We start from the raw sequence: 16,921 nt of genomic DNA, 5'->3' as shown, positions 1-16,921 counted from the left end.
GCGGGAGGAAACAGGATCGTCCCCAGCCTAACTCCACTTCAGGGCAGTTCCGGAGCAACGGTTGGGGATTGGCGCCTCAGCCGGAAGAACTCCTCCAGAGCTCCAGGCTTTGGACGGACGGGCACGATGTCACGGTCCTCGGCCAGTATCGCTTCCACCGTGCCGAGGGCGAGGAGCTCATCCAGCAGCGCCAGCGTGGGCGGCATGAGCTTGAGGGTTCCGGCGGCTTCGGCATCCAGGATCCCATGGACCGGCATCCACAAGGACGACGACGCTTCCGTGGTTTGGTGCCTTGGCTCTGCACCCGAAAGCGGGCAGGCAAGGTAGAAGTATGTGTCGAAGCGCTTGGGCTGGTCTGCCGGGGTGACCCAGTTGGCCCACGGGCGGAGGGTGGCGGCGTCGAGCTTCAGCCCGGCCTCTTCGAACACCTCGCGCCGCGCAGCCGCCAGCACCCGGCCGGCGTTGAAACGGGCCGAAGCGGGCTCGACGGCGATGCTGCTCCGGCGCCATGCGTCGGCGTGCCGCTCGACGACGTCGTCCGCGAAGTCCCAGCCTGAGCTGTCCGCCGGATCCACTCGCCCTCCCGGGAAGACGACCATGCCCGCGGCGAAATCCATCGTGGTCACGCGGTGCTGGACGAAGACTTCCAGGCCGCGCCCGGCATCCGCCGGAACCTCCAGGTCTGACTGGACCGTAGGAACGGCGGCCTCGCGGACCAGGATCACGCTCGCGGCGAGCCTAGGTTCGGCCACCGTGGTGCTGTTCGCTTCGCCATTGCCTGCCAAGACCGCTCCTTTGCCCGCGCTGCGTCACATTCTGCTGGATCATTCTCCCAGTTTCCTCGGCCGCCCGCGCCATTCCGGGCCTGCCTGCGCTCACCCGGCCGGTGATCCAGCAGAATCTGTCGGTACCCGTTCCGGCACAGCGCCCGAAACCCCGCCAAGGTGTAAACTGAACCACGCCCAAAAGGGTGGATTGATAACGACAGGGGAGCGCCGCCGTCGGGCTCGCAGCAATGCGGCACGGAGGACGGGCGCTGAGAGTGCGGACAGCCGCAGACCCTCGAACCTGATCCGGCTAGTACCGGCGCAAGGGAGTCGAGTTCTCATAGTGTCCGGACCGGCGCGGCGGAAGCCGCTCGCAGGCAACCGGAAACACTTTCCCCTCCTGTTCCTCAGGAGGACAAAATGACTGGTATTTCTGCAAGGCCGGGCCTCACCAAGCCTGGTTACAACTGGCGCGTCGTGGACATCGTCGTGGCGGCACTGATCTCGATCGCCGGTGGCGTGATCTTCTGGGCATGGGACCAGATGGCTCTGGTTGCAACGCCGATGTCCGCCGGCTACCCGCCGCTGAGCGGCCTGATCGCCGGCGGCTGGATGATTCCGGCAGTGCTGGGCATGCTCATCGTCCGCAAGCCCGGTGCGGCAATATTCTGCGAGACGGTGGCCGCCACCAGTGAGCTCATCATGGGTTCGCAGTACGGAACCACGGTGCTGATCTCGGGCCTGCTCCAAGGCCTCGGCGCGGAACTCATCTTCCTGGCCTTCATGTACAAGAAGTTCAACCTGCCGGTGTCCCTGCTGGCCGGTGCCGGCGCGGGCCTGTTCTGCGGTCTGAACGACTCCTTCCTCCCGTGGGGCTGGAACATCGCTTACGAACCGGTCGACAAGCTCGCGTACATCGTGTTCTGCACGATCTCCGGTGCCGTCATTGCCGGAGCCCTGTCCTGGATCGCGACCCGCGGCCTGGCCAGGACCGGTGTCCTGAGTGCGTTCGCGTCCCGCAAGGCCGCCTCGGAGCCCGTCTTTTCCTGATGCCCAGCCCTGATTCCGGCACCCCTTCTGTGGTGCGACCCGCCGCCATTTCCGCGCAAGGCTGGGGCTGGCGGCACGCGGGCCGCACCACGCAGGCCATCCACGCCCTCGACCTGGACATCCGTCCAGGGGAGCGTGTGCTCCTGCTCGGCCCCTCGGGCGCGGGCAAGTCGACGCTCCTGCATGCCCTGGCGGGCGTGTTGGGCGAGGAAGGTGACGACGCCGACGAGACCGGCTCGTTGCTGGTGGACGGTGTTTCGCCGAGGGCCCAGCGGGGCCGTGCCGGACTCATGCAGCAGGACCCGGAAACCCAGGTGGTGCTTTCCCGGCTGGGCGACGACGTCGCGTTCGGCGCGGAGAACCTTTGCGTGCCGCGGGAAGAGATCTGGAAGCGGGTCCATGAAGCGCTCGACGACGTCGGGCTGCGGAATAGTGCGAGCGGCAGCTTCCCGCTCGATCACCCGACGTCGGCCCTCTCGGGCGGGCAGAAGCAACGACTTGCGCTGGCCGGCATCCTGGCGATGCGGCCCGGCTTGATCCTCCTGGACGAGCCGACGGCCAACCTGGACCCCGCCGGCGTGTTGGAAGTACGCGATGCCGTGGGCCGCTGCCTCGATAAGACCGGCGCCACGTTGGTGGTGGTGGAGCACCGGGTCTCCGTCTGGAAAGACCTTGTGGACCGGATCGTAGTGCTGCAGCCGGGCAGCTCCTCGTCCACGGGAGGGTCGACGCCGGCGGTGCTCCTGGACGGCGATCCGGACACCGTGTTGGTGCAAGCAAGGGACATGCTCACTGCTGCGGGCGTCTGGGTGCCCGGGTACGTGCCGGCCACCCGGCCACGTTCGGGAACAGGTTCCGGCTCGAGAGTAGGCTCCGGCCCCGGCAACGCTGGAGAACTGCTGCTCGCCACGCAGGAGCTCGCGGTGTCCCGCGAACGGCCACGGCGCCGCAGGTTCAAAACCATCCCGCCTCTTCCTGTGCAGTCCGGCCTCGACGCCGAAGTGCTCGCCGGGCAGGCCCTGACCATCACCGGTCCCAACGGCGCCGGAAAATCGACCTTCGCGTTGACCCTCGCGGGCTTGTTGGCGCCGGTGTCCGGCACGGTGACTGCCGCCGTCGGGCTCAGCGACGGGGCCGGCACCGACCCGTTCAAGTGGAAGGCCCAGCAGCTGATCTCCCGCATCGGGACGGTGTTCCAAGAGCCTGAACATCAGTTCGTGACCGGCCGCGTGCTCGACGAGCTCCTGTTCGGCCCGAAGCACCTTGGCCATGGCGAGGAACGGGTGGACGAGTTGTTGGAACGGCTGCGCCTGGGGCATTTGGTGGACGCCAATCCGTACACGCTCTCCGGGGGCGAAAAGCGCCGGCTGTCCGTGGCGACAGTGCTCGCAGCCCACCCCCGGGTACTGGTGCTGGACGAACCCACGTTCGGCCAGGACGCGAACACTTGGGCCGAGCTTGCGTCGTTCCTCTCCGAACTGCTCGACGCCGGAACCTCCGTGGTGTCCGTGACCCACGACCAGGAGTTCAGCTCCGTCCTGGGCGGCACCGAAATGCGGTTCGAGCCCGCGTTCCAAGGCGGGGCCCGGCAGGAAGCGGGTGCGGCATGAGGGAAACCCTGACCCTGCGCGGCAATAATGCCCTCCTGACCCGGGCGAATCCTCTGGCCAAGTTTGTCTCTGTCTTCCTGATCACCTTGGTCTTGGCGCTGTCCATCGACCTCGTGTCCGCCTCGACGGCGCTCCTTGGCGAACTGGCGCTGTTCCCCCTCGCGGGGCTCACCGTGCGCTTGCTGTGGCAGCGCGGCTGGCCCCTGATTATCGCGGCGGCGCTTGGCGGCTGGAGCACCGCGATCCTGTCGGCCGACAGCGGGAGGATACTGCTCGACGTCGGGATCTGGTCGATCAGCGAAGGCTCGCTTCAGCTGGGACTCGGGTTCATGCTGCGCGGCTTGGCGATCGCGCTGCCGGCCATTCTCTTGATGAGTTGCACCGATCCGACGGACCTTGCCGATGCCCTGGCGCAGAAGGCGAAACTGCCGCACCGTTTTGTCCTGGGCACCTTGGCCGCGCTGCGGCTCGTGGGGCTCATGGCGGAGGAGTGGCAGACCATCGGCATGGCACGGCGCGCGCGGGGTGTCGGCTCGCATGGGAGCCCGCCGCAACGGTTCAAGGCCATGCTCGGCCAAAGCTTCGGGCTACTGGTCCAGGCGATACGACGGGCGTCCCGCTTGGCCGTGACCATGGAGGCGCGCGGCTTCGGCGGTGGACGGCGGACCTGGGCGCGCGAATCCACCTACAGTCGCCTTGACGTCTGGGTTCTCGCTGGCGGACTGCTCATCGCAGCCGCGGCGGTGCTCGCGGCGCAATGGGCAGGAACGTGGCACTTCGTCTGGCTGAAGCAGCCCAACTGACTCGCAGTTGTTGTCGTTTTGGCGCCTCATAACGACAACACCTGCGAGCTAGTTGGGTAGGCCAGCGGCTGGTTCCAGGCAGTGGCGAGCAAACGCAACGATGGACTGGGAAACCCAAATATCGCACGAGACGACTATTCTGTGACGGAATCGGCGTGTTGCGTCACAGAACCTCCCATTGATAGACCATCCGTGATATTTATTGGTTATGACGCAACCGACTGCCGAACATGTAGGTCTCCTTCTTCGCGATGCCCGTGGCGAAAAGGGCTGGACACAGGGACAGCTCGCTTCGGAACTGGGCACCAGCCAAAGCGCCATTGCCAGAATGGAACAGGGCAAGCAGAACCTGAGCCTCCGCATGATCGAGCGCCTTGAGTCGATCTTCGGGCGAACCATCGTCAAAGTCGGCAAACGGCAGATGACCCATCTGCGCGTAGAGGGCGGACGCACGCTCTCCGGCTCGGTGGACGTCAACAGCAGCAAGAATGCCGGAGTCGCACTGCTTTGCGCGAGCCTCATCAACCGCGGCACCACCACCTTGCGCCGGCTCGCCCGGATCGAAGAAGTCAACCGGATCGTCGAGGTTTTGACCTCGATCGGTGTCGAATGCACCTGGCTGAACGGCAACGATCTTCGCATCCGCCGCCCGGAGACCCTGGACCTCGCCTCCATGGACGTGGAGGCGGCGCGCCGCACCCGCAGCGTCATCATGCTGCTGGGCCCCCTCTTGGATGAGGCGGCCTCCTATCAACTGCCCTACGCCGGCGGTTGCGATCTTGGGACTCGAACCGTGGAACCGCACATGCAGGCGTTGCGTCAGTTCGGGCTCTCGGTGGAGGCCAAGTCCGGCTTCTATTCCGTGCAGGCTCCACCGGCCGACGGCGAGCACCGCACCTTTGTCCTCACGGAGCGCGGCGACACGGTGACGGAGAACGCCATCATGGCCGCCGCACACCGGAGCGGTACCACCGTGATCCGTAATGCCAGCCCCAATTACATGGTGCAGGACCTCTGTTTCTACTTGCAGGGGCTCGGTGTGGTGATCGACGGCATCGGAACAACCACCCTGAAGATCACGGGCCGCCCGGCGATCGACGTCGACATTGAGTACTTCCCGTCCGAAGACCCCATCGAGGCCATGAGCCTCATCACCGCGGGCATCGTGACCAACTCGGAGGTCACCGTCTGCCGGGTCCCCATCGAGTTCATGGAGATCGAACTGGCCACGCTTGAGCAGATGGGCCAGCAGCTCGACATTTCCGGGGAGTACTTTGCCCGCAACGGACGGACTCGCCTGGTGGATGTCACCACCAAGCCATCCCGGTTGCGTGCCCCGGAAGACAAGATCCATCCGATGCCGTTCCCGGGTTTGAACATCGATAACTTGCCGTTCTTCGCGGTCATCGCCGGCAATGCCGAGGGCCAGACCATGATCCACGACTGGGTCTACGAGAACCGAGCGATCTACTTGACCGAGCTCAACAAGCTTGGCGCCCAGGTGCAACTGCTCGATCCGCACCGCATCTACGTCAATGGCCCCACCAAATGGCGCGGCGCGGAAGTCGGATGCCCTCCGGCACTCCGACCCGCCGCGTGCCTGCTCTTGGCCATGCTGGCGGCCCGCGGCACGTCCGAGTTGCGTAACATCTACGTGATTGAGCGCGGATACGAGGACCTGGCCGAGCGGCTCAACACCATCGGCGCCAAGATCGAGTACTTCCAGGACTGACAGCGTCGGATTTGGGACGATTCGGACTTCCGGCGGAACATTCTGCTGGATCACCCAGAGTGTGCTGCCTCCCAGGCGCGGAAGCTCTGGGGTGTCCGTTCCACCAGAGCCGGTGATCCAGCAGAATCCGTCGTTGGGGTCACTTCCGTTCGCTGTGCAGGGCCAGGACGGCGCGGATTTCCTCCATCACCTGCTCCGGGTTGTTCCAGATCTTCTCGGGGGCGAAGCTCAGGACGTCAAAGCCACGTACCTGCGCCGCGTTCAGTCGTGCCATGTCTTTCCTCCATGCCTCCCGGGAGCTGTGGAAGGCATAGCCATTGACCTCAACGATCAACCTCCTGCCAATCAAAAAGTCGACCCGTCCGACACCGCGGATATGGACTTGGCGGCGGAATGGCAGGCCTTCTGATTCGAACAGCAGGCGGGCGCTGATTTCGGGTAGGGATTCGGACAGTCCGTCTGCCTTTGCCAACAGCCTTCTGGCGTTTCCGTAGTAGTCGGCAGAGATCTCACTTTCGATCATGGCCTGCGGGATGCCGAACTGCCGCATGGCCGACTGCGCAATGGAAATAGCATCAACGTCCGGCAAACAGGTCAGAGCGTGAATGACGGTGTCTTCTACGGATGCCACGGGGACGGCATTCTCCGGAGAGAGGCGAAGCCCGCCGTGCCTGACGAAACCGCTGCCCCGGCAGTGCCTCGTAGCCAGATGCAAGCGCATGGGCCTGTCTTTGATCCACAGGCCGTAGCGTAAAGCTGCACTCGCGCACGTGACATGTCCGTTGTTGAGGATCGCCGTGAGGTATTCCGGATCCGCCGACTCGAGGGCCCACACGCCCTTTCGTGGTTGGTGCGCCCCGGCGGAAGCCAACTTGTGGATCGCTGAGGGCGTATAGCCGTTGGCGCGAAGCAGACCTACCCGGGCGACGCCGCCCACTGAGGAGAGGAAATCCAGGGCATCCATGGATCCAGCTAGTCACGATGTCGGGGCTGACGGGCCAAAGAATGTGGCGTATGTGGATGAGTTGGCCGACATTCTGCTGGATTACCCCGGGGGTGGCTTCCGCTAATGCCCGGAATATGGGGATACTCGTTCCGCATGGCAGGAGTGATCCAGCAGAATCCATCGGGCGGCCCGCAAAATCCCGCTCTGTCTCGGCGAGGCTGCCATGGCGCACAATTGATCCGTGCGCACTTTTGGTGTGGAAGAGGAATTGCTGATCGTCGATCCGGTGACCGGCGAGCCGCTCGCGCTTGCCGATGCGCTCCTCTCTGGCCCCGCTCAGGACGGCCCCGCCTATGACGGACCCGCCCAAGATGGCTCCGACATAGGTCCTACGCTTGAGGAGATCGACGGCCCCGATACCGGCCTAAGCCACGAGCTCAAGCTTGAACAGATCGAAACCCAGACCCGGCCATGCCGCAGCTACGCCGAGCTCCTGCACCAGATCCGCAGGGCGCGGGGCCTCGCGAGCCATGCCGCTCGGCGCCATGGCGCAAGGATCGCCGCGTTGGCCACCTCGCCCGTGGACGCCGCGTTGCACACCACTCCTGATCCCCGATACGCCATCATGCTCGAACGTTTCGGCATCACGGCGCACGAACAGCTCACCTGCGGATTCCACGTCCACACCTCGATCGAGTCCCCGGAGGAAGGAGTGATGGTCCTTGACCGGATCCGGGACAAGCTCGCTGTCTTCACGGCGATGAGCGCCAATTCCCCTTACTGGCGGGGCCTGGCTACCGGTTTTGAGAGCTACCGGACGCAGGCGTGGAACCGCTGGCCGTCCTCGGGACCGTCAGCAATCTTCGGTTCCCTGGCTGCTTACAGGCGGGTTGTCAGGAGGCTCATCGAAACGGGAGTGTTGCTGGACGAGGGGATGGTTTATTTCGACGCCAGGCTATCCCGGCACGTTCCCACGGTGGAAGTCCGGGTGGCCGATGTCTGCCTACGGGCCGAGGATGCGGCGCTCATCGCGGTGCTCGTCAGGGCCTTGGTTGAGACTTCCGTTCGTGAGTACCATGCCGGTATAGAGCCAGCGGCCGTGCCCACGGCGCTTTTGCGGATGGCGTCCTGGCAGGCAAGCAACTTCGGACTGCGCACCGAACTGCTGGATTTCGGAACGTTCCGCCCGGAGCCCGCCGCGGACGTCGTATGGTCGCTGGTGGAGTACCTGGAACCTGTGCTCGCCGAACAGGGTGAACTCGACTTGGTGCAAACCGGCGTGGCGGCCATCCTGGGCCGCGGGAACGGTGCCATCGAGCAGCGTGGTGTTGCCGAGCGCTGGAGCGGGACCAACGGGGGCGCGCCCGACGCCGCCGGGTTGGCCGCCGTCGTCGAGCACGCAGTTCAGATCACGATGCGCTCGGAGAGGGACGAGAGCGACACCAAGCCGCAGCCCGTCCTCACCTGGGTGCGCCAGGACTGGCGCGAAGCGCCGGGCTAACCCGGCGGGCTAGACCTGCTTGAGGGCCCTCTCCAGGTCCCCGATGAGGTCGGCCACATCCTCCAGCCCCACCGAAAGCCGCACGACGCCGTCGCTCAGGCCAATGGCCGCTCGGCCTTCCGGACCCATGGCGCGGTGCGTGGTGGTGGCGGGATGGGTGATGAGGGACTTTGAGTCGCCGAGGTTGTTCGAGATATCGATGACGGCGAGCCCGTCCAGCAGCGCGAAGGCGGCCTCTTTCGCCGATCGCCCCGCAGAGGGGAGCAGCTCAAAGGTGAGCACGGTTCCGCCGGCCTTCATTTGCTTCGCAGCCAGGTCGTACTGCGGGTGAGACTTCAGCAGGGGGTACTTGACCCAACTGATGGCCGGCTGATCCTCAAGCCATTCGGCGATCCGCAACGCAGACGCCGAGGAGTGATTGACGCGCAGCGCCATCGTCTCCAGGCCTTTGGTCAGGACCCAGGCGTTGAACGCTGAAAGCGACGGCCCGGTGTGACGCATGAGCTGCTTGACGGGACCGTCGATGAATTCCTTGGTGCCCAGGATCGCTCCGCCCAGGACCCGGCCTTGGCCATCGATGTGCTTGGTGCCCGAGTAGACGATCACGTCTGCGCCGAGATCCCCGCAGCGCTGTAGCAGGGGAGTGGCAAAGACATTGTCGACGACGACGGTGGCGCCCGCCGCGTGAGCGAGCTCGCTCACTGCCGCGATGTCCACGATTTCCTGCATGGGGTTCGACGGCGACTCGAAGAACACTGCCGTTGTCGGCTCGGACAACGCGGCACGCCACTGTTCCAGGTCCGGTCCGTCGACGAAGACGGTCTCGACGCCCCAGCGCGGCAGGATCTCGTTGAGGATCACGAAACAGGAACCGAAGAGCGAGCGGGCGGCAACCACGCGGTCACCTGCAGCCAGCAACGCACCGAGCGCGGTGAAGACAGCGGACATGCCCGACGCCGTCGCGAAGCACGCTTCGGTGCCTTCGAGCAGGCGGAGCCGCTCCTGGAAAGTGGCCACGGAGGGGTTGCCGTAACGGGAGTAGACGAAGCGCTCGTCCTCTCCCGTGAATGCGCGCTCTGCGGCCGCGGCGGACTCATAGACGAATCCGGAGTTCAGGAAGACGGCCTCGGATGTTTCTTGGAAATTGGTGCGGTCAAGACCACCGCGGACTGCCTGGGTATCAGGGCTCCAGCCGGCGGCGTCAGGATTGAAAGTCACTTAGATGTTCCCCAGGTTCGTCGGAAGTCCACGGTTTTTCCAGCCGTTCACAGTTCGCTCGCCATAGCGGTCCGGTTCGCCCTCAAAGCCCTCGAGGACGTTGTATGCGGTGTACCCGGCCTGGGTTGCGGCGATCGCGGCGGCGATGGAACGCTGGCCGGAGCGGCAAAGGAAGACCAGTTCGGTGCCATCCGCTTCCGGAGCCTGTTGCGTCAGCTCTTCGATGAAACGGGTGTTGGGGATGCCGCCGGCCAGGTTCCACTGGATGAACAGGGGATCGTTTTCGGTGGCCTTGGTATCCGGAATGCCAATGTGTGCCCACTCGCCTTCGGTGCGGACGTCCACCAGGATGGCGCCTTGCTCCAGTTTGGTCCAGGCGTCGTGCGGGCTGAGGTCGCCTGCGTAGCTCATGCGTGGCCCTCGCCGTCGAACTCTTCGTCAAGCTGGTCTACCGCGTTGGCAACTGCTGCATCCGCGCTCGCGATCGCTGCGGGTAGGACGATGGCCTGGGCCACAATCACGTCCGTGCCATTGAAGGTCGCGGCCGGGCTGCCGTGCAACACGTATCCCTCCGCGAGGGCGGTGGAGATCCGCTCGCAGAAATCCTTCGTGTCAGGGCCCGTGATGAGACGGTACGAGAGTTTTTCTTCGGTGGGTTCAGGCATTGGTGCTCCTCAGTCACGCTTGCAGTTCGAAAGTGTCGATACGCCGAGTAGTCACCTGAGGCACCCCGCCGGAGAGAGGGTTGCCGACCAGCAAGTCAGGGCTTCGCGCTGGTGCTCATTACTCAAGAAGAAAAATAACATCCAGCAGGGCGGCCCGCATCACCGGCCGTCGTCATGTTCCGTAACCGGATGACAGTCAGGCTGGCGAAGGATGGGAGCCAGCGGTCCTATGCCTCGGTTTCATTAGGCAATGGTTCCAGGCTTGCCTGGATCCGGGGTGGAATGGCGTCGAACCGCGACGCTACTGCCGTAGGGGAGTGATGAAAAGTGGAACCTTGATGCTTCCGGATTTCCAGCAGCTCGTGGACGGATATTCCGGTGGCCGTGGCGAGTGCATGCAGCGAGAGGCTGTTGTGATGAGCCAAGGCAAAAACCACACCCGACAGGGCTTCGAAACCTTCTGTCTCGTAGATTTCCTTCACCAAGTTGGACATGCCATTTGCATCATCGATTGATCCCGCTGACGCACCGGTCGCCATGGCCGTCAGCGACCATGCAGCAGAGTCGGGGCTGATGTAGATGCTCATGTCGATACCCTACGGACTCAGGCCCGCTTGGGGAATGGGCGATACGTTTATCTTTATGGCAGCACTCACCGACCTCGACCGTCAGCTCCTCTCCGCCCTCCGGGAAGACGGCAGGGCGTCCGTGGCGAGCCTCGCGCGCAAGCTGGGCGTCGCCAGGGCCACTGTGAATAGCAGGCTCGATCGTCTTGTCTCCTCCGGAACCATCGTTGGTTTCACTGCGAGAGTGCGCGACGAGGTCGATCCACTTGCGATTAGGGCTATTGCGCTCATTGCCGTGGAGGGAAGATCGGCCGACAAGGTCATTCGCCAGCTCAGGGGACTTCCGGAGATTTGGGCGCTGCACACCACCAACGGCGGATGGGACCTCGTGGCCGAGCTGCGCACGGAAAGCCTCAGCGACTTCGACCAGGTCCTCGGCAGGATCCGCGGGATCGACGGGATCGTCAACAGCGAGACGAGCCTGTTGCTCAGTTCCGTCCTGCGGTAGGCGCCCGCAGGACGGACCCGCTTGAACATTATGTAAAATTTGCTTCGTCATTTTGTACGTATTCTCAATGAAAAGTACGTACTCTGGCCATTGTGGATGCATATCGCCGCTCCGTAGCCTCGTAGCAACAGTGCTTATGAGGGAAAGGAGCGCACATGACGCGCTTTGTCGATGTCCGCAATATGGTTCGCTGGACGGCCGGGCGGGGCCCGGAGACCATCATCTCGGAGATGATTCAGTACTTGGAAGACGACTTCCGCCGGTGGGAGTCTTTTGACAAGACGCCGCGGGTGGCAAGCCACACGCCGTTTGGGGTCATCGAGCTGATGCCCACCAGCGACCAGGAAACATACGGCTTCAAGTATGTAAATGGACACCCTTCGAATCCAGCGCGTGGCTTCCAGACCGTGACAGCTTTCGGTGTCCTGTCCGACGTCCATAACGGCTATCCGACGTTCCTCGCGGAGATGACAGTGCTGACAGCGCTGCGGACGGCGGCTACGTCCGGGATGGTCGCTAAGAAACTCGCGCGCCCGGATGCCCACACCATGGCGATGATCGGGACCGGAACCCAATCGGAGTTCCAGGCCCTGGCCTTCCGGGCGGCTCTGGGCATTAACAGCGTCAGGATCTGGGACACGGATCCGGCTGCGATGGAGAAGTTCGTCCGGAACATGGCTCCCCTCGGCTTCGACATCACCATCGCCGGGTCCGCGGCCCAGGCAGTGGAGGGCGCCGACGTCATCACCACCTGCACGGCCGACAAGGCCAACGCCACCATCCTTACGGCTGCCCAGGTCTCGCCCGGTGTTCACATCAACGCGATCGGTGGAGATTGCCCAGGGAAGACCGAACTCGACGCTGCCATCCTGGGCCTCGGCGATGTCTTTGTGGAATACGATCCCCAGACGCGGATTGAAGGCGAGATCCAACAAATGTCCGCCGAATTTCCCGTCACGGAATTCTGGCAGGTTCTGTGCGGGCACGCGCTGGGCCGCACCTCCACGGACCAGATCACGATTTTCGATTCCGTGGGCTTCGCGATCGAGGACTTTTCCGCGTTGCGGTATCTCCGCGACGCCGTTGAGGGTTCAGAATTCTTCGAGGAGATCGACCTCGTCGCGAACCCCGATGACCCGAAGGACCTCTTCGGTCTGGTGCGGGCACTTTCTCCCATCGGATCCTGAGAGGCCCAACTGACTCGCATTTGTTGTCGTTTACAGGCCGCTAAACGACAACAAATGCGAGTTAGTTGGGGAAGCCTGGTGCGCCGGCCCCAGAACCGGCGCACCAGGCGGCTATCAAGCTAGCGCGGCGCAACTAGTTAACTACTGGGGCCATGGCGGCGCAATAGGGTCGCCATGCTAAATTGCGCGGCCCGCTACACTCGGATTCATGGTGGCTCATGGGGGAACCAGAACTGTAGCGGTATTGCTGGCAGGGCTGCTGCTCGCGGCCGGTTTGTCCGGCTGTCAATATACCGACGCCGGCGATCCTCGGCCGGCTGCCGGCGCCACTCGGATTTCTCCTCCGCGGGCGCCGTTGCCCACCAAGGACCACGCAACCGTGGCGCTCGAAGCCAGCAACCTCGTTACCGCCGGGAAGCTTCTCGGGGCCGCCTCCGGCGCGGTGATCCTAGAGGATTCCGGCACGGTGGGTGGCGCCGTTAGCGGGGTTGGAAAGAGTGCAAGGGTCCAGGACGCGGGCTCGTATACTCTGACCGCAGCCTGTGTTGGCGCCTCGGATGTCCACCTTGTCATCGCCCAGGATCCCCGGATCGGCCTTGCCCTGCAGGATCAGACGATCGATTGCGCTACTTCCTACTCGCGAGTTGTTCAGCTGCAGCCTGGGTCGGTCAATGTCCAGATTCTAGTAATGCGGGCTTATTCAGGTGCTTCCGCCACTTCAACAGGCGGGGGCGTCGCTGCGGTGAGGATCACGGCGGGCGGCTGAAATCCTCCGGCACGCGGGCGCCGGTTACGGAATGTCTTCCGGTTCAGCCGAGGGCCCAGGTGGCCGATGCGGCGGGGGCGGCCCGGGATGCGGGGGATGGGGTACATGTTTGTGCAGGTGCGGCGGATGCGCGCCGCCGTGCGGCGGACGGGGCGGATGCCGGGGCGGGGGTGGCGGGCCCGGTTCCGACTCGGTCGCCCCAGCCGCGGCCCCAGGCGCCGTCCGTTCATCGTCGGCACTGGTTTCCTCCGCGGCGCCTTCGTCGGAGGCCTCGGTCACGAGCCCGTAATAGTTGTAGAGTTCCTGCTCCTGCGTCTCCGTAATCGAGCCGCGGTCGCTCTCGATGCGCGGGCCGTTCTTCACTTTGTCCTTGGCGAAAGCCACCCTGATCACTGAATTCTCAAGGCTGGCTCCGGAAAGCGGGGCGAAAGACTCGGACATGCCGAATAATCCGGTCCGTACCGTGACAAAGACAGGATCCCCGGAATCACCGCCGGTGAAGATCTGTTCCACTGAGCCGATCTTCTCCCCGGCGACGTCCACGACAATCCCTCCGTTGAGGACGATATTGTCGATGTCCTGCAAGCTGAGCATGATGCAGATCCTTCTCTTATCGGGGTTCCAGCGGTGCCGGCCAAGCTGTTCTACATTCTGTCTTGGTTCTTCGCGCCCGGCGACAGGTCCGGCACGCGCCGAACGCACTCATTGTCCCGTGGCTGCCAGCGCCGCTACTGCCGCGAACACGGTCAGGGGAGCAACCATCAGCCCGAAGACCGCGTAGCCCTTCCACGTAATCAGGACATTCATCCGCATCAGCCGGTCGTGCCACAGCAAAGTTGCAAGGGACGCCCACGGGGTGATGAGCGGGCCCGCATTGACTCCGATCAGCAACGCAGCCATCCGCACAGGCGTCCCCGCCAGCGGTTCTGCGAGCAGGTACGCAGGCAAATTGTTGAGCACGTTGGAACCAGCGGCGCCGGTCGCGGCGAGCCGAAGCAGATCCAGGTAGCCCGGGCCTTGTCCGGCCACCTGACTCAGCAACACAGCAGCTCCCAAATGCCTGGCGGCTTCCATCACCAGAAAGAGGCCGGAAGCGAACAGCAACAAGGACCAAGGAATCAGGGACACCTTGAGAACCCGTGGGCGCCTGAACGCGAACACCAGGCCCAGCACTACGGCCCCGGCCAGTGCAGGGATCCATACCGGGACCCCTGACACCAACGCGGGCAGCAGCAGCGCCAGAACCACGGCGCTGCACCCGAGCAGAACCCGGTCCGCGGCAGGCCTGGATTCGGTGCCCGCTGGCTGGTCCGGCCTGATCCGCCCGACCGGGATCCGTGAATAGCGGTTGCGCAGATCCCGTCGGAAGACGACGGCGATGAACAGCAGCGGCACGACGACGGCCGCAAGGGAGGGTGCCCACATCAGGCCTGCAAACCCGCCCGGAGTAATACCGCCAAGGCTGTGCTGGGCCAGAAGGTTGGTCAGGTTGGAAATGGGCAGCAGGAGGCTTGCCGTGTTGGCGAGCCAGACCGTCGTCAGTGCGAAGGGCAGGGCCGGCAGTCCGGCTTGCCGCGCCACGCTGACGACCACCGGGGTCAGCAACACCGCCGTTGTGTCCAGGGAAAGGAAGACCGTGCTCAGCGTCGCAAAGACCGCGAGGAACAGCCACAAGAGAATGCTGTATCCGCGGCCCCAGTACCGGAGCCGGCGGGCAGTCCAAAGGAAGACTCCGGCCTCGCTGCACAGCTCAGTCACCACCGTCATCGCAACGACGAACAGCAGAATCGGAGCCACCCGATCCACGAGTGCCATCAGATCGGTGAAAGGCAGGGCGCCTGTGGCGACCGCGACGGCACCCGCCACGAGCAGGACCGCTCCAATGATCGCCAAACGCATGAACGGAGTCTATTCCCCGGCATGCGACCCTCGGACCAAGAACGGCAATCGTCGCCAAGCTAAGCTCGGATCACGTCGATACTGACTGAATCCCTGCCTGACGGAAAACATAGGTGAAACCGTGACGCTTGCCGAGGACAACCTCAACCAGCCAATTCGGATCCAATTCGAGGCATTCATCGATGAGCACCGTCGCGGGATCCATGACTGCTTGAACGGGTTGACGGAAGAACAGGCCAGGCGGTCATTGGTCCCGTCCCGGACCACCTTGCTTGGTCTCGTGAAACACGCGACCTTCGTCGAAAAGGTGTGGTTCGACGAAGCGATCACGTGCCGTTCGCGCGCCGAGATCGGGATCCCTGCGACGCCGGATGAGTCCTTTGTCCTCGATGACGGCGACACGATCGCCACGATCCAGCAAGCACACCGCGAGGCATGCGAAGCATCGCGCCAGGCGACGTCGTCCTTAGGGCTCGACGACATGCTCAACGGCAACCGACGCGGTCCGCTCCCGCTGCGCTGGGTGTACCTCCACATGCTCCGCGAGCTTGCGCAACACTGCGGGCACGCAGACATCCTGCGCGAGCAGATCACCGCACCCAAGTGACTCGCAGTAGATGTCGTTTAGGGCGCTCTAAACGACATCTACTGCTAGCTAGTTGGGCAGGCCGAGCGGCAGCCCCGAAGCCCTACTCGATCCCCGCGAACAGCTCGTTGAGCTCGGCCGTCAGCTGCTTGCGCATTGCCGGGGTGCCGATCTCCCTGCCATCCACGTGGTTGACGGGCGCGATGAGCCTGATGCTCGAAATCAGCCACACCGCATCGGCGTCGAACAGGTCTTCCGGAACCAGCGGACCGTATCCGAGTTCCCAGCCCGCTGCCTTTGCCTTGGAGAAGAGCGCGTCCTGGGACGTGCCCGGCAGGATGCCGCTGTCCAGTTGCGGAGTGATGAGGCGCTTGACCGTGCGTACCGAGCCGGCGCCGTCGTCGACCATTTCAACGTGGGCAAGCAACACCGTGGACGTCGGACCCTCCAGAACACGGCCGTCTGTTGAGGTGAAGATCGCGTCGTCAGCGCCTTGCTTGTGCGCGTAGCGCAGCGCGGCCATGTTCACGGCATAGGAGAGCGTCTTCGCGCCGAGCAGCAGCCAAGGGGCGCGGTCGCCCGCCTCCGTGTCGAAGCCGCGGTCAAGAAGTACGACGTCGATGCCCGTCTCGCGCTGCCGGCGACTGCCCGCGGGCGACGGCGAAGCCTGGATCCAGCACGTGGGAGTCGAGGCGCCTTCCACTCCGCGCGTGACCAAGAGCTTGACGACGACTTCGTCCTCGGCCGGGCTTGGCGCGGGGAAGGCGTCCCGGAATTCGGTGATCGCGGTGTCGATCGCTCGGCGCCAGACGTCCTGTTCGGGAATGTTGAGGTCCAGTGCGCGGGCTGAGCTCTCAAGCCTGTTCAGGTGCGCTTGCACCTTGCGCGCACGGCCCTCGACGGCGAGCAGCGACTCGAAGACGCCGTCACCCCGGGTGGCGCCCAGGTCGGTTGCCATGAGCTGCGGCTGGTTGGAATCGGCGACGCGGCCGTTTTCGAACGCTGGATCCAGGAAAACGAGGACCGTCGAGGCAGGTAAAGTCATGCTTCCAGCTTAGTGCTGGCCCACAGGACGAGCAGCCGGAGGCGGTGCGCCAGATAGGCTGTGCTGAGTGTT

Annotated in this window: 18 protein-coding genes and 2 riboswitches; of the genes, 9 read left to right on the top strand and 9 right to left on the bottom strand. The window is 64.2% G+C overall.

The features are described 5' to 3' along the window. Positions 1-38: 38 nt before the first annotated feature. On the bottom strand, positions 39-785 hold the full coding sequence (locus tag LFT47_RS19480) for an NUDIX hydrolase (protein WP_236813311.1): 747 nt from the start codon (positions 783-785) through the stop codon (positions 39-41). A 191-nt stretch (positions 786-976) separates the two neighbouring features. Beyond that, a riboswitch (TPP riboswitch) is annotated at positions 977-1,113 on the top strand. A gap of 74 nt (positions 1,114-1,187) precedes the next feature. On the opposite strand from LFT47_RS19480, the gene LFT47_RS19475 reads away from it, so the two are divergent. The 4 genes from LFT47_RS19475 (at position 1,188) to LFT47_RS19460 (ending at position 5,962) form a co-directional block, all read left to right on the top strand. Continuing rightward, complete coding sequence (locus LFT47_RS19475) at positions 1,188-1,817, top strand: ECF transporter S component (RefSeq protein WP_236813309.1); 630 nt, start codon at positions 1,188-1,190, stop codon at positions 1,815-1,817. After that, the gene (locus LFT47_RS19470) at positions 1,817-3,427 is read left to right on the top strand and encodes an ABC transporter ATP-binding protein (RefSeq protein ID WP_236813307.1); all 1,611 of its coding nucleotides are present in this window, start codon (positions 1,817-1,819) and stop codon (positions 3,425-3,427) included. The genes LFT47_RS19475 and LFT47_RS19470 overlap by 1 nt, the downstream gene beginning before the upstream one ends. Further along, complete coding sequence (locus LFT47_RS19465; protein WP_236813305.1) at positions 3,424-4,230, top strand: energy-coupling factor transporter transmembrane component T family protein; 807 nt, start codon at positions 3,424-3,426, stop codon at positions 4,228-4,230. The genes LFT47_RS19470 and LFT47_RS19465 overlap by 4 nt, the downstream gene beginning before the upstream one ends. Before the next feature lie 208 nt (positions 4,231-4,438). Further along, positions 4,439-5,962 (top strand): UDP-N-acetylglucosamine 1-carboxyvinyltransferase, encoded by a 1,524-nt coding sequence (locus tag LFT47_RS19460; RefSeq protein ID WP_236813303.1) that lies wholly within the window; start codon positions 4,439-4,441, stop codon positions 5,960-5,962. Between the two features lie 139 nt (positions 5,963-6,101). On the opposite strand, the gene LFT47_RS19455 is transcribed toward LFT47_RS19460, so the two are convergent. Next, complete coding sequence (locus LFT47_RS19455) at positions 6,102-6,926, bottom strand: endonuclease domain-containing protein (RefSeq protein ID WP_236813301.1); 825 nt, start codon at positions 6,924-6,926, stop codon at positions 6,102-6,104. Between the two features lie 223 nt (positions 6,927-7,149). Here LFT47_RS19455 and LFT47_RS19450 point away from each other — a divergent pair, with 223 nt between their 5' ends. Further along, positions 7,150-8,409, top strand: a complete 1,260-nt coding sequence (locus LFT47_RS19450; RefSeq protein ID WP_236813299.1) for a glutamate--cysteine ligase 2 — start codon at positions 7,150-7,152, stop codon at positions 8,407-8,409. A 9-nt stretch (positions 8,410-8,418) separates the two neighbouring features. On the opposite strand, the gene LFT47_RS19445 is transcribed toward LFT47_RS19450, so the two are convergent. The 4 genes from LFT47_RS19445 to LFT47_RS19430 all read right to left on the bottom strand — a co-directional run bounded on the left by LFT47_RS19445 (position 8,419) and on the right by LFT47_RS19430 (position 10,879). After that, positions 8,419-9,627, bottom strand: a complete 1,209-nt coding sequence (locus LFT47_RS19445) for an O-succinylhomoserine sulfhydrylase (RefSeq protein ID WP_236813297.1) — start codon at positions 9,625-9,627, stop codon at positions 8,419-8,421. Beyond that, positions 9,628-10,038, bottom strand: a complete 411-nt coding sequence (locus tag LFT47_RS19440; RefSeq protein WP_236813295.1) for a rhodanese-like domain-containing protein — start codon at positions 10,036-10,038, stop codon at positions 9,628-9,630. Further along, entirely contained in the window at positions 10,035-10,292 is a 258-nt protein-coding gene (locus tag LFT47_RS19435) for a DUF1737 domain-containing protein (protein WP_236813293.1), read from the bottom strand. The genes LFT47_RS19440 and LFT47_RS19435 overlap by 4 nt, the downstream gene beginning before the upstream one ends. Positions 10,293-10,302: 10 nt before the next feature. Next, a riboswitch (SAM riboswitch) is annotated at positions 10,303-10,415 on the bottom strand. 104 nt (positions 10,416-10,519) lie between these two features. Further along, positions 10,520-10,879, bottom strand: a complete 360-nt coding sequence (locus LFT47_RS19430) for a hypothetical protein (RefSeq protein WP_236813291.1) — start codon at positions 10,877-10,879, stop codon at positions 10,520-10,522. Between the two features lie 55 nt (positions 10,880-10,934). On the opposite strand from LFT47_RS19430, the gene LFT47_RS19425 reads away from it, so the two are divergent. From LFT47_RS19425 to LFT47_RS19415, 3 genes are all read left to right on the top strand, one after another. Next, positions 10,935-11,366: an Lrp/AsnC family transcriptional regulator gene (locus LFT47_RS19425; RefSeq protein WP_236813289.1), complete on the top strand. Its 432-nt coding sequence runs from the start codon at positions 10,935-10,937 to the stop codon at positions 11,364-11,366. A 155-nt stretch (positions 11,367-11,521) separates the two neighbouring features. After that, positions 11,522-12,553, top strand: a complete 1,032-nt coding sequence (locus LFT47_RS19420; protein WP_236813288.1) for an ornithine cyclodeaminase — start codon at positions 11,522-11,524, stop codon at positions 12,551-12,553. A gap of 208 nt (positions 12,554-12,761) precedes the next feature. Next, on the top strand, positions 12,762-13,319 hold the full coding sequence (locus tag LFT47_RS19415; protein ID WP_236813286.1) for a hypothetical protein: 558 nt from the start codon (positions 12,762-12,764) through the stop codon (positions 13,317-13,319). A gap of 24 nt (positions 13,320-13,343) precedes the next feature. Here LFT47_RS19415 and LFT47_RS19410 read toward each other — a convergent pair whose 3' ends face one another. Both LFT47_RS19410 and LFT47_RS19405 read right to left on the bottom strand, forming a co-directional pair. After that, positions 13,344-13,913: a hypothetical protein gene (locus LFT47_RS19410; RefSeq protein ID WP_236813284.1), complete on the bottom strand. Its 570-nt coding sequence runs from the start codon at positions 13,911-13,913 to the stop codon at positions 13,344-13,346. Positions 13,914-14,021: 108 nt separating this feature from the next. Then, complete coding sequence (locus LFT47_RS19405; RefSeq protein ID WP_236813282.1) at positions 14,022-15,218, bottom strand: SLC13 family permease; 1,197 nt, start codon at positions 15,216-15,218, stop codon at positions 14,022-14,024. Positions 15,219-15,339: 121 nt separating this feature from the next. Between LFT47_RS19405 and LFT47_RS19400 the strand changes: the two genes are divergently transcribed. Then, entirely contained in the window at positions 15,340-15,825 is a 486-nt protein-coding gene (locus LFT47_RS19400) for a DinB family protein (RefSeq protein ID WP_236813280.1), read from the top strand. An 82-nt stretch (positions 15,826-15,907) separates the two neighbouring features. Here LFT47_RS19400 and LFT47_RS19395 read toward each other — a convergent pair whose 3' ends face one another. After that, a complete protein-coding gene (locus tag LFT47_RS19395; protein ID WP_236813278.1) occupies positions 15,908-16,849 on the bottom strand; it encodes an aminodeoxychorismate lyase in 942 nt (313 codons plus the stop codon). Positions 16,850-16,921: the final 72 nt, after the last annotated feature.

The sequence above is a fragment of the Arthrobacter sp. FW306-2-2C-D06B genome, from assembly GCF_021789175.1.
Taxonomy (GTDB): domain Bacteria; phylum Actinomycetota; class Actinomycetes; order Actinomycetales; family Micrococcaceae; genus Arthrobacter.
The sequence above is the reverse complement of the archived record's forward strand: the minus strand, read 5'-3'. Positions and strand labels throughout refer to the sequence as shown.

What these genes read in the sequence shown, in the direction of transcription:
- LFT47_RS19475 (WP_236813309.1), top strand. Translation starts at nt 1,188, where the DNA reads ATGACTGGTATTTCTGCAAGGCCGGGCCTCACCAAGCCTGGTTACAAC.
- LFT47_RS19470 (WP_236813307.1), top strand. Translation starts at nt 1,817, where the DNA reads ATGCCCAGCCCTGATTCCGGCACCCCTTCTGTGGTGCGACCCGCCGCC.
- LFT47_RS19465 (WP_236813305.1), top strand. Translation starts at nt 3,424, where the DNA reads ATGAGGGAAACCCTGACCCTGCGCGGCAATAATGCCCTCCTGACCCGG.
- LFT47_RS19460 (WP_236813303.1), top strand. Translation starts at nt 4,439, where the DNA reads ATGACGCAACCGACTGCCGAACATGTAGGTCTCCTTCTTCGCGATGCC.
- LFT47_RS19455 (WP_236813301.1), bottom strand. Translation starts at nt 6,926, where the DNA reads ATGGATGCCCTGGATTTCCTCTCCTCAGTGGGCGGCGTCGCCCGGGTA.
- LFT47_RS19440 (WP_236813295.1), bottom strand. Translation starts at nt 10,038, where the DNA reads ATGAGCTACGCAGGCGACCTCAGCCCGCACGACGCCTGGACCAAACTG.
- LFT47_RS19435 (WP_236813293.1), bottom strand. Translation starts at nt 10,292, where the DNA reads ATGCCTGAACCCACCGAAGAAAAACTCTCGTACCGTCTCATCACGGGC.
- LFT47_RS19430 (WP_236813291.1), bottom strand. Translation starts at nt 10,879, where the DNA reads ATGAGCATCTACATCAGCCCCGACTCTGCTGCATGGTCGCTGACGGCC.
- LFT47_RS19425 (WP_236813289.1), top strand. Translation starts at nt 10,935, where the DNA reads ATGGCAGCACTCACCGACCTCGACCGTCAGCTCCTCTCCGCCCTCCGG.
- LFT47_RS19420 (WP_236813288.1), top strand. Translation starts at nt 11,522, where the DNA reads ATGACGCGCTTTGTCGATGTCCGCAATATGGTTCGCTGGACGGCCGGG.
- LFT47_RS19415 (WP_236813286.1), top strand. Translation starts at nt 12,762, where the DNA reads ATGGTGGCTCATGGGGGAACCAGAACTGTAGCGGTATTGCTGGCAGGG.
- LFT47_RS19410 (WP_236813284.1), bottom strand. Translation starts at nt 13,913, where the DNA reads ATGCTCAGCTTGCAGGACATCGACAATATCGTCCTCAACGGAGGGATT.
- LFT47_RS19405 (WP_236813282.1), bottom strand. Translation starts at nt 15,218, where the DNA reads ATGCGTTTGGCGATCATTGGAGCGGTCCTGCTCGTGGCGGGTGCCGTC.
- LFT47_RS19395 (WP_236813278.1), bottom strand. Translation starts at nt 16,849, where the DNA reads ATGACTTTACCTGCCTCGACGGTCCTCGTTTTCCTGGATCCAGCGTTC.